At 60.0% G+C, this 19,767-nt stretch carries 25 protein-coding genes and 1 pseudogene; 21 read left to right on the forward strand and 5 right to left on the reverse strand.

Annotated elements, in window-relative coordinates:
- Positions 1 to 35: 35 nt before the first annotated feature.
- The 15 genes from RF819_RS03235 (at position 36) to RF819_RS03305 (ending at position 13,190) form a co-directional block, all read left to right on the forward strand.
- Complete coding sequence (locus RF819_RS03235; protein ID WP_078363640.1) at positions 36 to 1,520, forward strand: phage tail protein; 1,485 nt, start codon at positions 36 to 38, stop codon at positions 1,518 to 1,520.
- A gap of 37 nt (positions 1,521 to 1,557) precedes the next feature.
- Positions 1,558 to 1,932: a hypothetical protein gene (locus tag RF819_RS03240; protein ID WP_078363641.1), complete on the forward strand. Its 375-nt coding sequence runs from the start codon at positions 1,558 to 1,560 to the stop codon at positions 1,930 to 1,932.
- Positions 1,933 to 2,030: 98 nt separating this feature from the next.
- Positions 2,031 to 2,636, forward strand: coding sequence for a phage tail assembly protein (locus tag RF819_RS03245; protein WP_244899863.1), 606 nt, complete (start codon positions 2,031 to 2,033; stop codon positions 2,634 to 2,636).
- Between the two features lie 307 nt (positions 2,637 to 2,943).
- The gene (locus RF819_RS03250) at positions 2,944 to 4,671 is read left to right on the forward strand and encodes a phage tail tape measure protein (RefSeq protein WP_158081229.1); all 1,728 of its coding nucleotides are present in this window, start codon (positions 2,944 to 2,946) and stop codon (positions 4,669 to 4,671) included.
- Positions 4,668 to 6,029 (forward strand): DNA circularization protein, encoded by a 1,362-nt coding sequence (locus RF819_RS03255; RefSeq protein ID WP_078363643.1) that lies wholly within the window; start codon positions 4,668 to 4,670, stop codon positions 6,027 to 6,029. The genes RF819_RS03250 and RF819_RS03255 overlap by 4 nt, the downstream gene beginning before the upstream one ends.
- The gene (locus RF819_RS03260) at positions 6,029 to 7,144 is read left to right on the forward strand and encodes a phage baseplate assembly protein (protein WP_078363644.1); all 1,116 of its coding nucleotides are present in this window, start codon (positions 6,029 to 6,031) and stop codon (positions 7,142 to 7,144) included. Before RF819_RS03255 ends, RF819_RS03260 begins: the two co-directional genes overlap by 1 nt.
- Complete coding sequence (locus RF819_RS03265) at positions 7,144 to 7,617, forward strand: phage baseplate assembly protein domain-containing protein (protein ID WP_078363645.1); 474 nt, start codon at positions 7,144 to 7,146, stop codon at positions 7,615 to 7,617. The genes RF819_RS03260 and RF819_RS03265 overlap by 1 nt, the downstream gene beginning before the upstream one ends.
- Before the next feature lie 57 nt (positions 7,618 to 7,674).
- On the forward strand, positions 7,675 to 8,265 hold the full coding sequence (locus RF819_RS03270; RefSeq protein WP_078363646.1) for a phage GP46 family protein: 591 nt from the start codon (positions 7,675 to 7,677) through the stop codon (positions 8,263 to 8,265).
- Positions 8,262 to 9,404 carry a baseplate J/gp47 family protein gene (locus RF819_RS03275; RefSeq protein ID WP_078363647.1) on the forward strand — a complete coding sequence of 381 codons (1,143 nt, stop codon included), beginning with the start codon at positions 8,262 to 8,264 and terminating at the stop codon, positions 9,402 to 9,404. Before RF819_RS03270 ends, RF819_RS03275 begins: the two co-directional genes overlap by 4 nt.
- Positions 9,405 to 9,406: 2 nt before the next feature.
- Complete coding sequence (locus RF819_RS03280; RefSeq protein ID WP_078363648.1) at positions 9,407 to 9,994, forward strand: putative phage tail protein; 588 nt, start codon at positions 9,407 to 9,409, stop codon at positions 9,992 to 9,994.
- Between the two features lie 7 nt (positions 9,995 to 10,001).
- A complete protein-coding gene (locus RF819_RS03285; protein ID WP_143541591.1) occupies positions 10,002 to 11,006 on the forward strand; it encodes a phage tail protein in 1,005 nt (334 codons plus the stop codon).
- Positions 11,007 to 11,017: 11 nt separating this feature from the next.
- On the forward strand, positions 11,018 to 11,659 hold the full coding sequence (locus tag RF819_RS03290) for a hypothetical protein (protein ID WP_078363650.1): 642 nt from the start codon (positions 11,018 to 11,020) through the stop codon (positions 11,657 to 11,659).
- A 68-nt stretch (positions 11,660 to 11,727) separates the two neighbouring features.
- Positions 11,728 to 12,072: a hypothetical protein gene (locus RF819_RS03295; protein ID WP_158081230.1), complete on the forward strand. Its 345-nt coding sequence runs from the start codon at positions 11,728 to 11,730 to the stop codon at positions 12,070 to 12,072.
- Positions 12,073 to 12,193: 121 nt separating this feature from the next.
- Positions 12,194 to 12,487 carry a Com family DNA-binding transcriptional regulator gene (locus RF819_RS03300; protein ID WP_078366745.1) on the forward strand — a complete coding sequence of 98 codons (294 nt, stop codon included), beginning with the start codon at positions 12,194 to 12,196 and terminating at the stop codon, positions 12,485 to 12,487.
- Positions 12,408 to 13,190 carry a DNA adenine methylase gene (locus RF819_RS03305; protein WP_078363652.1) on the forward strand — a complete coding sequence of 261 codons (783 nt, stop codon included), beginning with the start codon at positions 12,408 to 12,410 and terminating at the stop codon, positions 13,188 to 13,190. Before RF819_RS03300 ends, RF819_RS03305 begins: the two co-directional genes overlap by 80 nt.
- 74 nt (positions 13,191 to 13,264) lie before the next feature.
- Here RF819_RS03305 and RF819_RS03310 read toward each other — a convergent pair.
- Positions 13,265 to 13,735 (reverse strand): annotated as a pseudogene (locus RF819_RS03310) (DJ-1/PfpI family protein); the annotation flags it as partial.
- A 147-nt stretch (positions 13,736 to 13,882) separates the two neighbouring features.
- On the opposite strand from RF819_RS03310, the gene RF819_RS03315 reads away from it, so the two are divergent.
- Genes RF819_RS03315 through RF819_RS03330 form a run of 4 tightly spaced genes read left to right on the forward strand, consistent with a single transcriptional unit; the run spans position 13,883 to position 16,451 of the window.
- A complete protein-coding gene (locus tag RF819_RS03315) occupies positions 13,883 to 14,197 on the forward strand; it encodes a BufA1 family periplasmic bufferin-type metallophore (RefSeq protein WP_078363654.1) in 315 nt (104 codons plus the stop codon).
- Positions 14,198 to 14,225: 28 nt separating this feature from the next.
- Positions 14,226 to 15,152 (forward strand): MNIO family bufferin maturase, encoded by a 927-nt coding sequence (gene bufB, locus RF819_RS03320; protein WP_078363655.1) that lies wholly within the window; start codon positions 14,226 to 14,228, stop codon positions 15,150 to 15,152.
- Complete coding sequence (locus RF819_RS03325) at positions 15,149 to 15,916, forward strand: HvfC/BufC N-terminal domain-containing protein (protein ID WP_078363656.1); 768 nt, start codon at positions 15,149 to 15,151, stop codon at positions 15,914 to 15,916. The genes bufB and RF819_RS03325 overlap by 4 nt, the downstream gene beginning before the upstream one ends.
- A gap of 1 nt (position 15,917) precedes the next feature.
- Positions 15,918 to 16,451, forward strand: coding sequence for a DoxX family protein (locus RF819_RS03330; RefSeq protein ID WP_078363657.1), 534 nt, complete (start codon positions 15,918 to 15,920; stop codon positions 16,449 to 16,451).
- Positions 16,452 to 16,514: 63 nt separating this feature from the next.
- On the opposite strand, the gene RF819_RS03335 is transcribed toward RF819_RS03330, so the two are convergent.
- Both RF819_RS03335 and RF819_RS03340 read right to left on the reverse strand, forming a co-directional pair.
- Positions 16,515 to 16,718, reverse strand: a complete 204-nt coding sequence (locus tag RF819_RS03335) for a zf-HC2 domain-containing protein (protein ID WP_200224175.1) — start codon at positions 16,716 to 16,718, stop codon at positions 16,515 to 16,517.
- A gap of 2 nt (positions 16,719 to 16,720) precedes the next feature.
- Positions 16,721 to 17,344, reverse strand: a complete 624-nt coding sequence (locus RF819_RS03340; protein ID WP_078363659.1) for an RNA polymerase factor sigma-70 — start codon at positions 17,342 to 17,344, stop codon at positions 16,721 to 16,723.
- 122 nt (positions 17,345 to 17,466) lie between these two features.
- On the opposite strand from RF819_RS03340, the gene RF819_RS20915 reads away from it, so the two are divergent.
- Entirely contained in the window at positions 17,467 to 17,667 is a 201-nt protein-coding gene (locus RF819_RS20915; RefSeq protein ID WP_143541593.1) for a hypothetical protein, read from the forward strand.
- A gap of 85 nt (positions 17,668 to 17,752) precedes the next feature.
- Here the strand turns inward: RF819_RS20915 and RF819_RS21270 are convergent, their stop codons facing one another.
- A complete protein-coding gene (locus tag RF819_RS21270; RefSeq protein WP_158081231.1) occupies positions 17,753 to 17,977 on the reverse strand; it encodes a helix-turn-helix transcriptional regulator in 225 nt (74 codons plus the stop codon).
- Here RF819_RS21270 and RF819_RS21275 point away from each other — a divergent pair.
- On the forward strand, positions 17,957 to 18,457 hold the full coding sequence (locus RF819_RS21275; RefSeq protein WP_158081232.1) for an LLM class oxidoreductase: 501 nt from the start codon (positions 17,957 to 17,959) through the stop codon (positions 18,455 to 18,457). The genes RF819_RS21270 and RF819_RS21275 overlap by 21 nt on opposite strands.
- Before the next feature lie 30 nt (positions 18,458 to 18,487).
- On the opposite strand, the gene RF819_RS03350 is transcribed toward RF819_RS21275, so the two are convergent.
- Positions 18,488 to 19,657, reverse strand: coding sequence for a patatin-like phospholipase family protein (locus RF819_RS03350; RefSeq protein WP_078363661.1), 1,170 nt, complete (start codon positions 19,655 to 19,657; stop codon positions 18,488 to 18,490).
- Between the last annotated feature and the right edge of the window lie 110 nt (positions 19,658 to 19,767).

Consider the following 19,767-nt stretch of genomic DNA (forward strand, 5'->3'; position numbering starts at 1 on the left):
ACCCCCATTCAAACTGCCTTTAACGGAACAACGATATGTCTTTACCCAACCTGCTTTCTTTGAGTTTCCTGGTGCCCTTTGTGGCGGCCAAGAATGATTTTTCTCGTGCTATCCGGGGCTTACGCGGCATGCAGCGTCGGTTGCTGTTGGTGGGCCACAAGCTGGCGGCCGGTGGCGTGGCGCTGAACACCCTGGTCACGGTGACCACTGAAGCCGATGCGATTGCGCTGTTTGGCGAGGGGTCGATGCTGGTGGCCATGTGGCGTGACGCCAAGGCCAATGCGGACTTGGGCCTGCCGATTGACTGTTTTGCGATTGCGCCCAACGGCTCGGCCGTGGCGGCGACCAGCATCATTGCGATCACGCCGCCGGGCAATTTGGCAATGAGTGGCGAGGTGATGCTGTACGTTGGTGGTGAACGGGTGAGCGTGGGTGTGACCACGGCAGACACTGCCAACACGGTCGCCACCAAGCTGATCAATGCGGTGAATGCCAATGTGGCTTTGCCTGTGACGGCCGCTGCTACGGCCAACCTGTATGAGTGCAAGCTGACCGCACGCTGGGGCGGCCCAACGGGCAACGACATTGACCTGCGCACCACGTACTACACCGATGACCGCCTGCCCAACAGCCTGATCGTGACGGTGCCAGCCATGTCGGGTGGGGCTGCGTTGCCGGATGTGACGCCGTTGATTGCCGCGATGAACCTGTACCGGGCGACCGAGATTGTTTGCCCGTTCACCGACAGCACCAACATGGCCATCCTGGAGACCGAGCTGGCTGCACGCTGGCTGGCCAACAACATGCAGGATGGCACGGTGATCAATGCGATTCGCGGCACGGAAGCCGCCAACACAACCTGGCTGAGCACCCGCAACAGCCCGCACGTGCACACCATCACCACGACCAAGGATTGCACCAACCCTTGGGAACTGGCGGCATCTGCCGGTGCGGCGATTGAGAGTCTGGCCGCCATTGACCCGGCCATGCCTGCCACCGGCATCAAACTGGCGGGCTACAAGGGGCCAAGTCAGGGTAACCACTGGACCATTGACCAGCTCAACAACATGCTGGTGGCCGGTGGATGCCCGCTGCAGATCGCGCCGGACTACAGCGGCACGCTGTTGCGCATGGTGACGAACTACAAGAAAACGACTTCGGGCGCGGCCGACCGCAGCATGGCCGAGCTGGCCTGGATCAAGACGATGAGCTACTACCGGTGGTTTCACGTGACTGAGTTCCAGACCAAGTACCAGGGTTTCAAGATCGCCCAGTACATCACCGACCCGATCCCTGGCCAGAAGATCATGACCAAGCAACTGGGCGAAGAAATCATGATCGGTCTCTACAAGCTGTTCATGGATGCCGGGCTGTGCCAGAACATGGACTACTACCGCAAAACGCTGGTGGTTGAGGTGGATGGACCCAACGGCAAGCTCAAAGTGCAGGATGAGCCAGTGATCGTGACACAGCACTACCAGACCGAAATCAGCAGCTTTGTGGTGGCCGGACAGGTCTGAGCCTGACCGGTAACCCAATCAACTCCAGGAGAAAGACATGGCAGGAACAGACAATTTGCTCTACCACATCGACCAGATCGTGGTGGACGGCAAGCCGATTGCGTTTGAGGATGGCACCGGCATGCTCAGCGGTGCGGCTCGGTTTGAGAACGACGTGGTGACAAGTGCCAGTGGCGATGACTTCAACAAGCGCAAACGGGTGCCGACGCTGTTCAAGTGCAAGATTCAGTTTGGGCCAGCCGTGAATCCGGCCGACTATGCCAATTACCTGGGCGTGCAAATCACCGCCCGTGATGCGCAGAGTGGTCGCCGGGCGCTGATGCCCAATTGCAGTTTTGGCCAGATGGGGGACATTGGCGGCGGGTCGGTGGATGTGACGTTCAACGTGCTGGCACCGGTGCAGTGGCTGTAATGAAATAAACCACGTTACCCGAAAGGGGCTGGCCCAGCGGGGGCACTAAGGGGCAGGCTAATCACCTGCCCCTTTTTCATTTGGTGAAGTGTTTCACCGTGACGCCCTGGGCCTGGACCGGCACAGTCGGTGCCATGGACACACAAAGCAAACACATAGACGATCTCTACACCCTGACTCTGGTGGACGGTCTGCCGACCGAGAGCCAGGGCAAGACCCTGAAGTACCGCGTGGTGAAGCTACGAGAAACCACGGTGGCGGATGAACGGGCCGCTGCCCGCATGGCGGAACGGGTGCTGGTGGTGGGTGGCAGCCCACGGCTGCTGGTGAGCGAGTCTGACTTTCGCTATGCCATGACGTTGCGGCACTGCGAGCAGTTTGTGTGTGACGGGCAGGCGATTTCTCAGGCGCTGCTTGATCTGGACTTGTTTGGCAAGCTGTCAGCGCATGACTTGCAACTGATTGAGGAGCGGATAGCCCTGATCACGCTGGCAGCACAGGTGCGTTATGGGGCCATCACGCAAGCAGAGTTTGATGACTTTGTGGCTGGGCGGCCTGTGCCTGGGGTGCCCCAGTCCCCACAGCCTGGGGGCCAGGCTGCGAGCGTGGGAAAGTATGCTGATGACGCTCAGCCTGGCCCTGCATTGCTCGCCGATTACTCTGGAGAATCTGCCCAAGGGGCAGCTGCAGGCCATGGCGCTTGAGCTGAACCGGCGCGCAAAGAAGTGAAGGCGATGCCCTATGTCTAAAGAGCTGCGGCTGAAGTATTTCATTGAACTGATCAGCAACATCAAGGAAAAGGCTGGCAGCGATGCCGCTGCCCTGGCCCAGGCGCAGGAAAAGATTCAAAAGGCGCTGGGAAACACTGAGAACAAGCTGTCCCAGTTTGAGCGGGTGCTGCTTCGGGTTGGCGGGATGCGAAACACCGGCTTGCAGCAGCAGGCGCAGTATTTCACCCAGATTGCGCTGACGGCCCAAAGGGCGCAGGCGGCGGTGGAACGGTTTGCACGGGTGGCCAGCGCAGCCAACAAGGGTTTGCAAGCCGTGACTGGTGCCGGTGCGGGGGCTGCGGGGGCGTTCATGGTGGCAAAAGCGGCGCTGGACAAACCGATGGATTACAGCTTGACCTTGGCGCGCATGGCCAATACAGCATTCGCAGACCGGAACAAGGCAGGCCGCATTGCAGGCAAAGCCGAACTCAACGACGCTGTTATGCGGGCGGTCCGCACGGGCGGCGGAAGCCGCGACGATGCAGCGGCCACGTTGGATAGTTTGATCTCTTCGGGCGCCATGCCGATTGAGGCAGCCAAGGTGCTGCTGCCGACTTTAATGCGTGGGTCCAGCGCCAGTGGCGCAACCGCTGGGCAACTAGGTGCGATTGCGGTCAAGTCGTCACAAAACATGAATATTCCGTTGGCCGACAGCGCGGCCATGCTGGATGAGGCGAACGCGGCGGGTAAGGCTGGTGGATTTGAACTGCGTGATATGGCCAAAAGTTTGCCTGAGGCGATGGCGGCTGGCAGGCAAAGTGGTTTGGTCGGGCGCGAGGGGTACCGAAAAATTGTGGCCATGATGCAGGCGAGTGTGATTACCGCTGGCACCAAGGATGAGGCTGCCAACAATGTTGTGAATCTGCTGGCGAAAGCGAACTCCGCTGACACCGCCAATGACTTCAAAAAACAAGGGATTGATTTGTCCAAAGAGCTTGTCAAGGGGCGGGCAAACGGGATGGACTCGATAGACACGTTTGTTTCTTTGGTTGACCGTGTTGCGAGCAAAGATGCGCAATACACGAGCCTCAAGGATCAGCTCGGAAAAGCCAAAACCAATGATGAGAAGCGGGAGACCCTCGCCTCCATGGCAGACATTTTGCAGGGCAAGGCAATTGGTGCTGTTGTGCAGGACCGCCAGGCGCTGATGAGTTTGGTGGCGGTGATGAACAACCGTGACTATGTGACCGACATACAAACAAAAATGCGCGGCGGTAAAGGCTCGCTGGGGCAGGATTTTGAAGTGATCGCAGATGAATCCAGTTACAAAGCTACGGCGACTGGAAATGAGGCCCGGGAGGCTGCAAGCACTGCGTTCAATTCAACTGCGGGTGCGTTGAATTCAGTGCTGGATGGTGCAACGGGTTTGGCGCGAGAGTTTCCGCAGGTGGCTGCGGCCGCTGCGGGTGCAACCGTGGCGCTGGGTGCATTGGCCGCAGCTTCAACCGCGGCCGCACTGCTGGGTGGCGGTGGTGGGGTCGGGTCCAAGGTGGGCGGCTGGATCGGCGGGGCTGCAGGAAAGATTGCGGCCTTGTTTGGTGCGGCAAGGATCGGCGGTGGGGCTGTAGCTGGTGCCTCGACGGCAGGGCGTGTTGGCGCTGGCTTTGGCGCTTTAGGAAAGATGCTGGGGCCGCTTGGGATGATTTTGTCGTTTGATGCGATCAGTGATGAAGATATTGCCAGGCTGAAGGCGTATGAGGCCAAAAAGGCACGCAATGGCAGCGGTGTGCGTGGGCAGGGATTTGATGATCCGCGTAGGCTGGACTTCTTGACGCTGTCGGCTCCTGGTGGTGCAGCCGAGCAACTGGCCGCTGGCCAGGCAAGCAAGGCTGCGGCAGTCGAAGGCAAACTGGCCATTGATGTGCGGGTGAGCGATGAGCGAGTGAGCGCAACATCGGCGGTAGTTCGCCAGCCGGGAGGTGTTCGCGTGAACCCAGGCAACACCAACCCTGGAGGGTTCAAGCCATGAGCGCCCGGCTTGATGCGATGGCGGATGCGGCCAATGGCGAGACGATGTCCAGCCACTGGCTGGATCAGTTGCGCATGGGCAGCTACCGGGGGGTGCCCTTCCACGTCGATAGTCTTGACTGGACGCTGGGTGACAACGTGGTGGTGCGTGAGTACCCGTTTCAGGACTTGCCCACGGTGTTTCGGATGGGGCGGGCGGCCGAAGAGATCAAGTTCAGCGCCTATGTGATCGGTGATGACTATCACCTGCAGCGCGACGCGCTGATTGAGGCCTTGACTGGCAGTGGCCAACTGATGCACCCGACTGCCGGGACGATGCGTGTCTTTGTCAATGGCAAGTTCACCATCAAGGAAAACCCCACGGCTGAGGGCGGCATGGCGCGGTTTGAGTTGTCATTTGTGGTGGCTGAGACTCGGCGCTACCCGTCTGGCGTGGTGTCAACTGCCGGGGCTGCAGTTGCCGCGGCTGATGCTGCAAAAAAATCCAGTGCCGACGCCTTTGCATCGTCGTTTGACCTGACCGGCAAGCATGGCTGGGCGGCAGACCGGGTGGTATCACGTGTGACGGACTCAGTGGCGGCGGTGTGGGGCCAGATGAAGACGGTGACCGGTGGCCTGGGTGACTACAGCAACGCCATCATTGGCAACTACCAGTCGCTGCGCGACGGTCTGACCGCCCTGGTACGCCAGCCGCGCCTGTTGGCCAACTCAGTGACTACGCTGTTTGCCTTGCCCAGCGATCTGAGTGCGGCGTCTTCCAGAGACTTTATGGCGGCCTTTGAAGGGCTGTTTGATGTCTCTTCGAAGGTGACTAAAAGGGACTTTGAAGTGTCTGTGATGCCTGCGGTTGGTGCGGGGCTGGTGATGTTCGGCACGGGCAACGCCGATGTGTTGGGGTTGAGCACCCCGGCGCGAGCGCAGCTTGAAGCGCTGAGCACGGCCAGCGACCAGCTGATTGAGTCTTTTGCCGTGGCGAGCTGGGTACAGGCGGCATCAGTGGCTGAGCTGACCAGTTTTGACGATGCCCTGGCGTTGCGGGCCACGCTGAATGCGCAGTGCACGCGGCTGCTGTTGCGGGCATCGACAGCGGCCGCCAGTGATGGATTGCCTGACTCGGCCTGGCATGACGCCATGCTGGCCTTGCTGACGGCCGGGCTGCGGGACATCCAGGAACGCAGCCGAGACATGGCACGCCTGAGCAGCTTCACGCCCGAGGCGTGGATGCCTGTTTGGTATGTGAGTTACCGGCTGTTTGGCACTGCGGCCTATGCGGATGAGATTTTGGCAATGAACCCACACATCACCCACCCGCTGCTGGTGCCGCCGGGCAAGGCGTTGCGCATCATGAGGCATGACTGATGGTGGCGCAGTACACACGTGACAACGCCAAGATCATGGTGATCGTGAACGGCGTGGCGTATGAAGGTTGGCTGCAGAGCGAGGTGGACCGCAACCTGGAGGCGCTGTGCGGGACGTTCAGCATCCCGATCTCGCTGGTGCCGGGCAAGCCGCCAGCCATCAAGCGCCAGGACCTGGTGCAGATCAAGATTGGTGACACCATTGTGCTGACGGGCTATGTGCTGGCGGCTGAGCCGTTTTACCGGCGTGGCGACTGTGGCATGCGCATCACTGGCCGATCCCGTGCGGGTGACCTGGTGCGGTGCTCTGCGATCTACAAGGGCGGGCAATGGCGCAGTGCCAAGATTGACCGCATCATCAAGGACATCGTGCAGCCGTTTGGCCTGGAAGTGAAGGTGGATGCCGACATTGGTGCGGTGGTGCAGGATTTCAAACTGGGACACGGTGAGTCGGCACTGGACGCGGTGGCCAGGGCGGCGCGGCTGCGGGGCGTGCTGGTGACCAGCGACGACGCGGGCCGGGTGCTGCTGACCAAGGCGGGCACGAAGCGCTTCAAGGGGTCGATTGTGCGGGGCCACAACGTGATCGCCATGGAGGGCATTGGCAGCGATGAGGAGCGGCACAGCGAATACATCGCCTATGGCCAGAGTACCGACTTGACGATGGATTTTGACCAGGCACGTGGGTTGAAGGCGAGTGCCAAGGATGATGAGATCACCCGGTATCTGCCGCTGGTGATCAATGCCGATGGCAACACTACCCAGGCTGAGCTGACCACGTTGGTCAAACACACGGTGCGGGTGCGCCGGGGGCATTCGATGGGCTTTCGCTACCAGGTAGAGGGCTGGACGTTTGAGGGGGAGCCGTGGCCTCTGAATCAGCGCGTGCCCATCTATGACGATGTGGCCGGGCTGGACGGTGCTGAGTGGTTGATCTGCGGGGTAAAGCAAACCTGTGATCTGAAAGAAGGTGATGTGACAGACCTGACTGTGCGGCCCGTCGAGGCGTATGACACGGCACCGCTTAAAACCAAAGTGAAGCGGCACAACTGGGGCAACAAGGGCAATACCACCAACCACCCGCGCGGGCCGAACGACAAGGCAGGGGGCGGCTGATGTGGGCCAACTTGATGCGCTGGGTGCGAATTCGTGGACTGACCGAGGGCAAGATGCAAAAAGGCCGGGTGGAAGGCCTGCCCAATGATGTGCGTGACGCTGCTCAGCGGCCGCAGGACTATGGCTTTGCAGGCAACCCGGTTGATGGCCAGGGGCTGAAGCTGGAGATTGGTGGCCACACGGTGATCATCCGCATGGATCGCGTTGCCGAGCGGCCTCACCTGGCAGCCTATGAAGTGGCGGTGTGGCACAAGGAAGGCCACATGGTGCGACTCAAGGCGGGCCGAATCGTGCAGGTGGACTGTGACCAGTTTGTTGTCAATGCCTCTGCTGGGGTGGTTTTCAACACGCCTGCAGTCACTGCATCTGGCGCAATGGCTGCGGCGACCAGTCTCAAGGTGGGAGGCAAGGAAGTGCTTGGCCACAACCATGGAAGTGTGCAGCGAGGTTCGGACAGTACCGCCAACTTCTGACGAACCGGTGAAGTGTTTCACCATGACCTGGTGAGGTGCTTTTAAGACACTGGCTGCATGTTTGATGTGGCTACCCGACCCCAACCCAATAGCAACGATGCAGCCAGCGTGTTTGGCGTGCCGTTTGACTGGCGGCTGGTCACGCCCGGACCGGCTGTAGCCTACCCATGGAAAGACTTTGCGCAGCCCAACGGCGTGCCAGTGGTGTATGCGGACGTGCTGTCCACCTATTCGGTCGAGCTGGAGGACACGCTGCAGACAGCCATCATCTTGTCGCTGTTCAGTGACCGGCGTGCCACAGTCGATGACACCTTGCCGCTGAATGAGACTGACCGGCGCGGTTGGGTCGGTGATGAATTTTCAAGTGATGACTTTGACACGCGCGCAGACGCCTGGGGTTCGCGCTTGTGGTTGTGCTACTACGGCAAGGCGGGCGTAGGTGTGCTGGAGGCGGCGCGCTTTGCCGCCCAGGAGTCCCTGGACTGGCTGGTGCGTGATGGCATTGCCGACCGGGTGACCGTGACGGCGCAATGGGCGGGTGAACGTGGTGACCGCCTGGCAGTACGCCCGATGATCTACAAGCCCGACCAGGTGCGCCCGGTGTATGACGTGCTCTGGGGCACCAGTATCAAGAGGTTGACGCAATGAGCAGCTCACCACTTGGGACCGCGATCCCCTCTATCAATGACCTGCAGCAGAACGTCGCCCGGCTGCTGCAGCAGCAATTGCTGGCAAGCCAACAGACGGCCAGTCCGTCCATCGGTCTGGGCGTCAATGACCTGGACCTGGCGCGCAGCAACATCAAGGCGCTGGCGTTTGTGAAGGCTGTGGGGCTGCATGGTGCCTACCGTTACCTGCGGGACTTCATTGCCAGGCAGGCCATCCCGATCAAGTCATCTGGTGAGTTTCTGGATGGGTGGTTGGCTACCTATTTTGAAGAAAGCCAGAGGCGTAAGGGAGCGGCTGCAGCTACCGGTCTTGCGAATGGCACCGGCGTAACAGCGACTCTTTTGGAAGCAGGCACGCTCATGCAAACCTCGGATGGTCGCCAATACAAAGTTAGTGCTGATGCGGTAGTGGTCGCTGGCGTGGTGACCCCCTCGGTGGTAGCGCTGGTGGCTGGTGCTGCGAGCAACTTGAGCGGCGGCACGGTTTTGACGCTGGTGTCTCCGGTGGCAGGTATCGATTCCAACTTTGTGGCCGCTATGCCAAACGGTGTGAGCAATGGGGCCGATGCTGAGACGGACACCCAGGCGATCTACCGTTTGCAGCAGCGTCTGAGCAATGAACCGATGGGTGGGTGCCCGGCTGACTATGCGCGCTGGGCGTTACAGGTGGCAGGTATCACGCGGGCCTGGGGATTGCGCAACCCGGCCGGGGCAACGTCGGCGGGGGTGATCATCATGGCGGATGGCAACGTTTCACCAGGCTTGCCGACCGCTGGCCAGCGTCAGGCCGTGCTGGATTACATCCGTGACCCGAAACGTGGACCGCCCGATGAGCTGTTTGTGATCATCCCGACGCCAGTCGTTCACAACTACACGCTGAGCATTTCTCCCGACACGAAAGCAACTCGCGATGCCACAGTGCTGGCTTTACAAGACCTGTATTTCAGGGAAGCAGTTCCTGGCGGATCAATGCCCCACTCCCATCCCAAGGAGGCAATCAGCGGTGTGGTTGGTGAGTACAACCACAGCATCAGCGCGCCAGCGCTTACAGAAGGCGGTGTGTTCACCGTTGGAACCTACAGCAGCCTGCTGGTGCTAGGCACGGTGACGTTTGTCTGACCATGGATAAGTTCTGGCAAGCGCTCACCTATCTGCTGCCCAGCGGTTTTGCCTGGCCACGCGACCCCAACTCGACGTTGATGCGGGTGATGCGGGCGCTGGCGGGTGCCTTGAGTGACCTGCACGAGTTCACCAGGCTGACGGCGAACCAATGGCAACCCCACCAGACGGTCACACGCTTGGCCGAGTGGGAAGAAGCCACTGGCCTACCGGATGCGTGTTTTGGCACCAGCCAGAGTGATGACTTGCGGCGCAAGTTGCTGCTGTCACGCCTGCGCGGGCCGGTGTTGGCCTATGCAGATTCAAGCCCGGCCAGCCCTGGTGCGCTGGTAGCCATTTGTGCCTGGCTTGGCTACAAGGCCACCGTTCAATACAACACACCGTTTCGCTGTGGGATGCGGGTTGGCAGGCGTCTTGGTGCCTTGGACGGCCATCTGTGGATCACGGTAACCATCGAGTCAAAAAGGTTTCGGTGCGGTTCCCGTGTTGGAGAGCGCTTGCGCAGTGGCACTTTGAATGGAGGAGAACTCGCCTGCTATCTCAAACGTGTTGTTCCTGCGCGCTACAGCGTCAACGTCATTTTTGTTTGAGGTAATCATGGACTACACAATCAGCGACTCATATGCAACCGACGCCGGCACCGGCAATCGGATGCATCAAGACACGGCAGCTGTCACCTCGGAGTTCTCTGCTCAAGACGCCAATGGTCTTATTTGGGAAGCCCTGGCGGCGATCAAGGCGGGCGGGCTTGTGCCTGCAGCGTTTGACAAGGCAGTGCCTGCCACCTACACCCAGTTGCGCGATGCCATTGCGATTGCGGTGCGCCTGCAGTCTGCCGCCTACGCCAGCGCAGGTGGAACGGCCGACGCCTCGACCGGGGTTTATGCGCCGGTGGTGCCTGCGCTGGTCAACGGTCTGACTCTTTACGTGCGTGCAGCCACAGCCAATGCCACGCCGACCCCCACTTTCTCGCCAAACGGTCTCGCTGCCAAGCAGATCGTGAAAGGAAACGGCTTGCCGTTGGTGGCAGGAGACATTGCCGGTGCTGGGCACTGGCTTGAACTGAAATATGACCTAGCGCTTGACAAGTGGGTACTGCTTAATCCGGCCACGGGTATTTCTTCTCAGATGCCCGGTGAAGTGTGCCTGTTTGCTCGGTCTACACCGCCTTCCGGCTTTCTTAAGGCAAACGGCGCCGCCGTTTCGCGCGCTGCATATGCCAGCCTATTCAACGCCATCGGCACCATATTTGGTGGTGGTGATGGAGTAGCGACCTTCAATCTTCCCGACCTGCGTGGTGAGTTTTTACGCGGTTTTGATGACGCTCGTGGAGTTGACCCGGCGCGAGTGTTCGGTTCACCGCAAGCCCAAGATTTCCTGGCACACGCACACTTTGCATTTGGCTACATGGACCGAAATTCAATCGGTTCTGCATATGCGCTTACCGGTCAAGCATTTCCTGTCGCAGGTAAAGGATTTGCTTCAAGTTCTGTAAGTTACCCAATCACAACCGAAATGAGTGGCGCCGCCCAAGGCGCGTACTCGGGAGGCACTGAAACCCGGCCCCGTAACGTTGCTCTTCTTGCCTGCATCAAGTACTGATTTTGACCGCCATGAAAAAAACTATTTATAACTTCGACCAAAAAACTGGTGAATTGGTTTTCGAATCGCAAGCGGATGAATCCCCGCTGGAACCCGGTGTAGCTCTAATCCCGGCCTACGCCACCGACATCAAGCCGCCGAAGGCGGGGGCACACGAAGCTGCCGTATTTGTGGATGCAAAGTGGCATAAGAAACCAGACTGGCGAGGCGTTGTTCTCTTCAGCACTACGGATGGCTCATCCGTAGTGCTCAGTGAGTTGGACAAAACGCCCGATGGTGTGGGCGCGACTGAGTGGCCGAGGCCAAGCGCCTCACACATTTGGAAAAACGGGGCATGGGCGCTTGATGAAACCAAGTTTTCAGCGCAGCTTGCAGCGTCAAAAGTGGATGCGCTCACTCGAGTAAGAGAAATGCGCAGACTTGTTTTCAACACCTTAGCAGGCCTGCAGTCCGAGGCCTTGACCAACGGCGACATGGGTGCAGCCCAAAGCATTGCCGTGATCCAGGGCAAGCTGCGCGGGTTGCCTGACGTCGACCTGTCGGAATGTCAGACTGTGGACGAGGTTAATGCGACTTTTTCGGCCGCCTGGCAGACGATTGTGGCGTCTGCTGCACCGGGTCTGATCAGCGCATTCGCTGGGGTTGACCTGTGACCGCCCTCTATGCCGCCCTGGCCACTTTGGGCTACCTGTGGGCCTTTTGGTTGTTGTATGTCCTGACGATGGGCCTGTACCGTGCCAGCCTGTCGGGCAAGCTGACCCGCGTGGCGCTGGTGCTCGGCTCGCCATTCGTCATCCTGGCCATCGCAGTCGATCTGTTGGCCAACTGGACGCTGGCCACGCTTTGGTTTTGGCAGTGGCCTGCCAAGTCCGATTGGCCCAAGCTATCGTTTGTAGGGTGGCGGCCCACCGTCGTTTGGCAGCGGCCTGACCTGGTGACCAGCCGGTTATCTCGCTATATCGACGGCCCTGACGGTTGGCGCAAGGATCATGCGACATGGCTGTGTCACAGCCTGCTGGATGCCTTCGACCCAAGCGGAACACACTGCAAAAGAAAAATTAGTTAAAACAGGGCGAGGGCCTGGGGTGCGCTAACACCTCAAGCCCCCGCCGCCGCCGTGAGTGACCACGGCATTGACCGAAGACCCTGCCACCTGTACAGGTCAGGGCATTATGGAAGATGCCGACATGCAAGAAGTGAGATGTGGTGCCTGTGGCAAGCTGTTGGCCATTGGTGATTACAAAAGACTGCAGATAAAGTGCCCGCGTTGCCGGGTGCTCAATGACCTGAGGGCCGAGAGCCTCCAACCTGAACGCCTCAGAGCGTCATCAAAAAATGGATTGACTGATGACGACAGAACGAGCAGCGCAGAGCACCTTCAACAACACGGCCGATCTGGACATGATTCAGGCGGCGCCGATGGTGCAGTGGGTAGGCGGAAAGCGCCGCCTCGCACCACACATCCTGCCGGTGTTTCCTGAGCACACCTGCTATGTGGAACCCTTCTGCGGTGCGGCCGCGTTGTTTTTCCTCAAGGCGCCCGTGAAGGTCGAGGTGCTCAACGATGTGAACGGTGAACTGGTCACCCTGTATCGAGTGGTGCAGCATCACCTGGAGGAGTTTGTCAGGCACTTCAAATGGGCGCTGGCCAGCCGAGAGATTTACAAGTGGCTGCAGATAACCCCGTCTGAGACCTTGACGGACATCCAAAGGGCGGCCAGGTTCTTTTACCTACAAAAACTGGGCTTTGGCGGCAAGGTGACCGGGCAGACGTTTGGAACCGCCACCGTGCGGCCCGCTGGGTTGAACCTGCTGCGCCTTGAAGAACAGCTCAGCGCCGTGCACCTTCGGCTGCATCAGGTGTTTATCGAGCGACTGGAGTGGTCTGCCTGCGTTGAGCGTTATGACCGTCCACACAGTCTGTTTTATCTGGACCCGCCGTACTTTGGCACTGTCGGCTATGGCGTTCCATTTGGTCTTGAGCAATACGACCAGATGGCGCAGCTGATGGGTTCGATGAAGGGTAAGGCTGTGGTGAGTGTCAATGACATCCCTGAGATGCGCCTGGCATTCAAGGGACACCACTTCAAGCAGGTGAGCATCAGCTACACGGTCGGTGCATCTGGACGTGGTCGGGTGCCCAAAGGCGAGTTGATCATCAGCAACTTCAATCCAGGCGTTTGAAGCGGTTTTGAAGTTCTTTTAATGCTGGATCAAATCAAACGTCTGCCTGGATCAAACTAAACGGCGCGCTACTTTGCCAAATACTGGGAGGCCAGGCACCCACCAGAGGTCGCCACATTGCCGTCCGCGTAAAAAGCCTGGTTCAGCACATCTACCCCGGCTTCCTGCACCCAAGGCTTGGTTAGCAGGTCGGTGCAGGCGGGTATCGACCGCAGCAGCCCCAGTTTGGCCAACATCAAGGTGCCTGAACATTGGGCGCCAATCAGCTGCCTGCTCGGATCGAGTTGCAGCTGGTCCATGACATGCAGGTCATTGGCAATCTCGCGGGTTTTCATGCCACTGCCAAACAGAACCGCGTCCGCCCCACAGGCCTGGGCCAGAGTGGATTGCGCGTGCAAGGTGACGCCATTCATGGATGTCACCTTTGGCGTCGGGCAGCACAGTGAGACACGCCAATCTGGCGTTTTGATGCGATTGAGAATGCCCAGGGCAATCAGCGAGTCGAGTTCATTGAACCCGTCGAAGGTCAGGATGGCGATGTGCATCGGGTCACTTTACCAGCCAGCACACTTTTTTATGTTGTGTGGTGTAAGAAACCGGCAGCCCCACCGACTAAACCATCAGCACGGTACAAAAAGTGTTTCGTGCGGTTCCCCTACTTCCCCTATGTCAACTTCTTAAAGGACAGTCACATGACAACCCAAACCACCACTTCACGTTACACCACAGCTGCTGGCCTGGCGCTGGCCATGAGCGCGGCCCTGACCATTGCGGCAACCCCTATCGCCGCCCAAGCGGCCGACATGGAGAAGTGTTTTGGCGTGGCCCTCAAAGGCAAAAACGACTGCAAAGCAGGTGCGGGTACCACCTGCGCAGGCACCTCCAAGATGGACTACCAAGGCAATGCCTGGTCGATGGTGCCCAAGGGTACCTGCGAAAAAACCATGTCCAAAACCTCGCCCACAGGTTTTGGACAACTGCAAGAGTTCAAGGAAGTCAAAGCCTGATTGGCCCCTAAGGAACGGAGCACCTGGCATGTTGAACCTGACCAACACAGCGCTTCAGACCCAGCTTGCTCCCACCCACCCCCTGCCCACCCGGGCGGGGGTGGGGCTCAAGCCTGAACACTTTCAGGACGTCTTGAGCACGCAGCCAGACATCGGCTTCTTTGAAATCCATGCCGAGAATTACATGGTGCCGGGTGGCCCGTTTCACCATTACCTCACCTGCATCAGGGAAAGTTATGCACTCTCGATCCACGGTGTGGGGCTGTCCATCGGCGCCGATGGGCCGCTGGACTTGGATCACCTGCAAAACCTGAAGCACTTGCTGGACCGATATCAGCCGCAATCCTTCTCGGAGCATCTGGCCTGGTCAACCCACGGCAGCACCTTCCTGAACGACTTGCTGCCACTGCCCTACACCACCGCCACGCTGCAACGAGTGTGCGACCACATTGACCAGGTGCAGTTGTACCTGGGTCGGCGTATGTTGCTGGAGAACCCGGCGACCTACCTGGAATTTGCCTCATCCACCTGGAGCGAAGCCGCGTTTTTGTCAGAAGTGATTCGGCGCACCGGCTGCGGGCTGCTGCTGGACGTGAACAACGTGTATGTCAGCAGCGTCAACCACCAGCGTGACGCACAGGCCGTCATCCGCACTTTGCCTTTGGACCAGCTTGGCGAGATCCATCTGGCCGGGTTTGCCGAGTCACAAGACGCCAACGGTGATCTGCTGTTGATTGACAGCCATGGCGCCCCGGTGGCGCAGGCCGTGTGGGACTTGTACAGCTTCACGCTGGCTTTGACCGGCCCGGTGGCCACCCTGCTGGAACGCGACAACCACATCCCACCTTGGCCGGTGTTGCTGGCCGAGGCCCATCTAGCCGACACCCAGTTGCGCAAAGCGGCGGGCAGATACCAAAACGGCCAATGGCTTGGCCTGGCAGAGGTAGACGCATGAGTACCCAGGCCGACTTCGCAGAAGCCCTGCTCAACCCCGATCTGACTTGCCCGGGTGGCCTGCACAGCTGGAACGGCAGCAACCCGGCGACTCGTTTTGCGGTGTACCGCAACAACGTGATGGTGTCTTTGGTCGATGCCCTGGCCGACACCTACCCGGTGGTGCAAGCGCTGGTGGGCAAGGAGTTTTTCAGCGCCATGGCGCGGGTCTATGCCCAGGCCAGGCCACCACGCTCCCCCGTTTTGGCCTATTACGGGCAAGACTTTGCCGCGTTCATCCACAGCTTTGCGCCCGCAGCCAGCGTGCCCTACCTGGCCGATGTGGCCCGGCTGGAAATGGCCCGGGTGTTGGCCTACCACGCGGCCGATGTGACCTCCATTGCCCCCCAGACACTGCAAGAGGTGCTGACTGACCCGCAACAACTGGCGTCGGCGCGGCTGATCCTGCACCCCTCGGCTCAGATCATTGCCTCACCCTTTGCTGTGTTGTCCATTTGGGCTGCGCATCAGGACAAGGACAACCCGTCGGCATTCGACCCCACCCCAGCCCAGACGGTGCTGGTGTTCAGACTCGGCCTGGCGGTGGACATGCTGGAACTGCTCAAGGGGACAGCGCACTTTGTCCAAACCCTACACAAAGGAGACAGCTTGCTGACTGCTGCCAGCCAAGCCGCCGAATATGACGCTGAATTTGACTTGACCCAGACCTTGGCGCTGTTGCTGCGTTTGCAGCTCGTCACAGACGTCACCACCGAAAAGGCATGACATGAACACACCCGCTAAGCCCTTGCGTTCAACGGCATCACCCCCTTCCCAAGAAGGTGGGATACCCGGCCTGATATGGCAGTTCATCCGCATCGCCGAGTCTTTGCCCAACAGCTTGCTGGCGTTTGTCGCGCGCTTCTCCATCGCAGCGGTGTTCTGGAAGTCAGGTCAGACCAAGATCCAGGGTTTTGCGCTGGACATCGTCAACGGCGAACACATCTGGGGCTGGCCACGCCTGTCGGATTCGGTGGTGGATCTGTTTCGGGATGAGTACCGCCTGCCGCTGTTGCCGCCTGAGCTCGCCGCCATGCTGGCGGCGACGGCTGAACATGTTTTCCCAGCACTGATCTTGCTGGGCCTGGCGACCCGGCTGTCGGCGTTGGCGCTGCTGGGCATGACACTGACCATCCAGTTATTTGTCTACCCCGATGCCTACCCTACCCACGGCACCTGGGCCGCTGTCTTGTTGTACCTGACGGCGCATGGGCCGGGCAAGCTGTCGATAGACCACTGGATCGCCCGGCGTTGCCGCTGAAGCGCAGCACCTGCTGCAAGTGACTCCGCCACAAGTCTGATCAACAGCCGCAAGGACGGTTGTCTATTTGGGCGGCTCTGTCGGCGGGGCTTCGTCCTGGCCCTGGGCATAGGCTTTCATGACCTGGCTCAGAAACGGCAGTTGCACACTGAAATTCTTGCAGCCGGAACACATCATCAAGTGGAACTTCAGACCCACTTTTTCCGGCAGCAACAAGGCACGCTCCTGCGACTCGGACATCAGTTGTGTGGCGTGTTGGCAGTTCATCATCAGTGTTCACCCCTCGCAAACCAATTGTTCTCCAGGCACTCCCGCAGGCGCAGGCGCGCCCGGTGCAACATCACATTGAGGTTGCTGGTGCTGATGCCCACAGCAGTGCAAATCTCGGTGGCATCCAGCTCAATAAATTCTTTCATCATGAACACCCTGGCTTGGTTGCCTGGTAGCCGCTCCAGGCAGATTTCGAACACTGCCCAGAACTGCTGCTGATGCAGGGCTTCGTGTGGGTTGCCCCAATGTGCGGGTCGCTCATCGGCCTGCCAATGCCCTTTCGGGTCAAACAGCTCCGAGAAGTCTTCATGCTCTTGCGGTTCACGCAGCAGGCTGCTGGCATCACCCGTGCGCTGTTTGTGTCGCAAGACATCGGCAATCTTGTTGCGCAAAATGGCAAACACCCAGGTTTTTAACGCTGCCCGACCGGCGAATGCCTTGGCGTTTTTGAGGGCACCCACCAGCGCCTCCTGTACAGCATCTTCCGCCGTATGGCTGCTGGAGAGTTGCAGCGTCGCAAACCGCAACATCTGGCGGCGCAAGTCGCTCAAGAAAGCGGTGTCGGACAAGATTGACGTGTCAGGCAGCTCCGACCCCAGGGCTTCACGCAGTTGCGCGTCCATCACTTTGCACCTGCAAACATCAACAACGCTCCCGCAACAGTGGTAACGCCGCCTGCGACCCTGCGGCGGGCAACCTCCTCAGCGGGGTGGTGTCAGGGCGCCTGTCCAAGGAGGGGAGAACGATGTGCATCCAGTCACTTTACCAGTGGGAGCGGCTGAAATATGCAGGTTTGGGAAAACAACTTGCACGTGGACGTGCACTGTGGAACAGAACAGCTTGTGATTTGCAAAAGAAATGGCGTATAGCCCTTATACAGCAAGCCTTAATAGCTATTTATTTTGAAGTAAACAAACAGCAGATTGGCGAGGCATCCGGCGGATGACAGGTTTGGCAAGCGCTGGCCAGCCCCTAAGCAAGGTGTCTTCGCCTGACAATGGCATGACCCAGACTCAAGGCTTTGGGGACACTTATCGCCGCATACACGCCGACGGTGGGTAGCCAAAGTTGCGCTGAAAAGCCGAGGAAAAGTTCGACACAGTCGAGTAGCCGGCACGGTAGCCCGCCTCGCCGACAGTCAAGCGCCCTTCCATCAACAGTGCGCGGGCTGCGTTCAGGCGCTCGCTACGCTGGAACGCCATCACCGACATGCCATAGGCGGCCTTGAACAGCCGTTGCAGGGTGCTCACGCTCATACCCAGCTCCTGGGCCAACTGCTGCGGCTCGATCAGGCACACGCACACCTGGATCGGCCCCAGCGCCTGGCCAAGCTGGCTTCCATCCTGGGTATCGCGCTTGATGGCCTGCCGAATGACCGTCGCCTTGGCCCCGAAGACTTTGCGGCGCCAACACAGCCGGTGCGCAGCCGCACCCATGCCGAGCTGCTGCTGCGCCGCATCGCCAGCGACCGGCCCACGCTGAAGGACCTGTTGGCCCTGCCCGAGGTGGTGTCGTCCGCGCATTGGCAGGTGATTGGGACACCCGCTGACGCGGTCGAGCAGATCCTGGCTTGGCGAGCGGCCGATGCCATCGACGGGTTCATCGCCCTGCCCGGTGGCAGCCTGGGTTCGCTGGCGCTGTTCCTGGACCAGGTGGTCCCGACCTTGCAGGCGGCAGGTGCCCTGAAAACCGCCTATCACGACGCCGGGCCAGGACAAGCAACGAAACAGGGGTGAGGGAATTTTTTGGCAGACGCCCATCACCCCTCACAACACCTGCACCACCCCCATGTCCGGCCGGTCCAGCCACTGCGCAAATTCGTCAGCCAGCTGCTGACTGGCTGAGACGGCGGCGGTCCAGACCTTGATGCGGCCCGCCAGATCGGCGCCGTAGTGGGTGAAGTCGGTGCGGTCGGGCAGTTTGCCGTTGGGCAGAGTGCTGACCCACTCCGGGTTGGGCGCCAGCAGCAGCAGGTTGTCGAGAAACGGTGTAGCGCGGTGGCGCCAGCGCAGGTGCTTGTCCAGCCAACCCGGCACCACGCTGCGCTGAAAGTGGGGGTACAACACCAGCGCCGCCCCGCTTTGTGGGTCTTTTTGGCCTGTAGCCCTTGTATCACCTGGGCTAACAGCTATGTTTCTGGTAGTACCCAGCGCTGCCGCCCAGTTCAGGTGCAGGTGGTAGTCGGTCACGCCCCCGTCCCAGTACGCGCCGCTGGGTGCACCAGCTATGTCGTGCACCGCCTGCAGCACAAACGGGATCGAGCAGCTGGCCTGCATCGCAGGCAAGAAGTTGGCCTCGGTCAAGCCCACCTGCTGTGTCGGGTAGTCGCTCGTCTCAAATGGCAAGCTGGCCAGCAGATGGGGTGCACCCGGTAGCGGGCTGGAGAACACCACCCGCTGCAGCCACAGGCCCAGCGCCCGACGTGCCAGCAGGTTGCTGGCAAAAGCCGCGCCATAACCGGCGGCGGTGGACCAACCACCTTCGCGCTTGAGCAAGCCACGCCCATGCGCTGTGAGCAGATGCAGCCGGTAACGCGGGTGCTGCAGCAGCTCGGTGATGCGCCCGCCGTAAAAGGCCTGCAGGTTCTGGCCAAACACCGCGCTGACCCGTGCTGCGGCAGGCCGTTTCTCACCGGGCAACAGCGCGTAGTTCTGGTGGATGTAGTCGTGCTCGAGCCGTTGGAGTGCGGCCACCGGCTCGTTCAGGCAGGCGGTGGCCATGCGCCAGGCACCGATCGAGGCCCCCACCAGCGCCACCGGCTGGTTCGACTGCGGCAACCAGTGACCAAAAATGAACTGGTCCAGCGGCCCCAGGATCAGGCCCTTGGGGCCACCCGCAGCGGCCGGTATCGCGGCAATGTCCTGGCTGTGCAGCCCGTGTTGGCGCAGGTGCGCCAGCGCGCGCGGGCCAGCGTAAATGTGTAGCGCTTTTGTCATGGGCAAGGTGGGTAAATAGGGGTCAAGACCTGGGGATTGTCCAGCCACAAGCAGGCAAACCCGGCTCAAACACTCGGATGGGGGTCTGATGGCGGCACATCGGTCACAGC

The organism is Rhodoferax fermentans (assembly GCF_002017865.1).
Classification (GTDB): domain Bacteria; phylum Pseudomonadota; class Gammaproteobacteria; order Burkholderiales; family Burkholderiaceae_C; genus Rhodoferax; species Rhodoferax fermentans.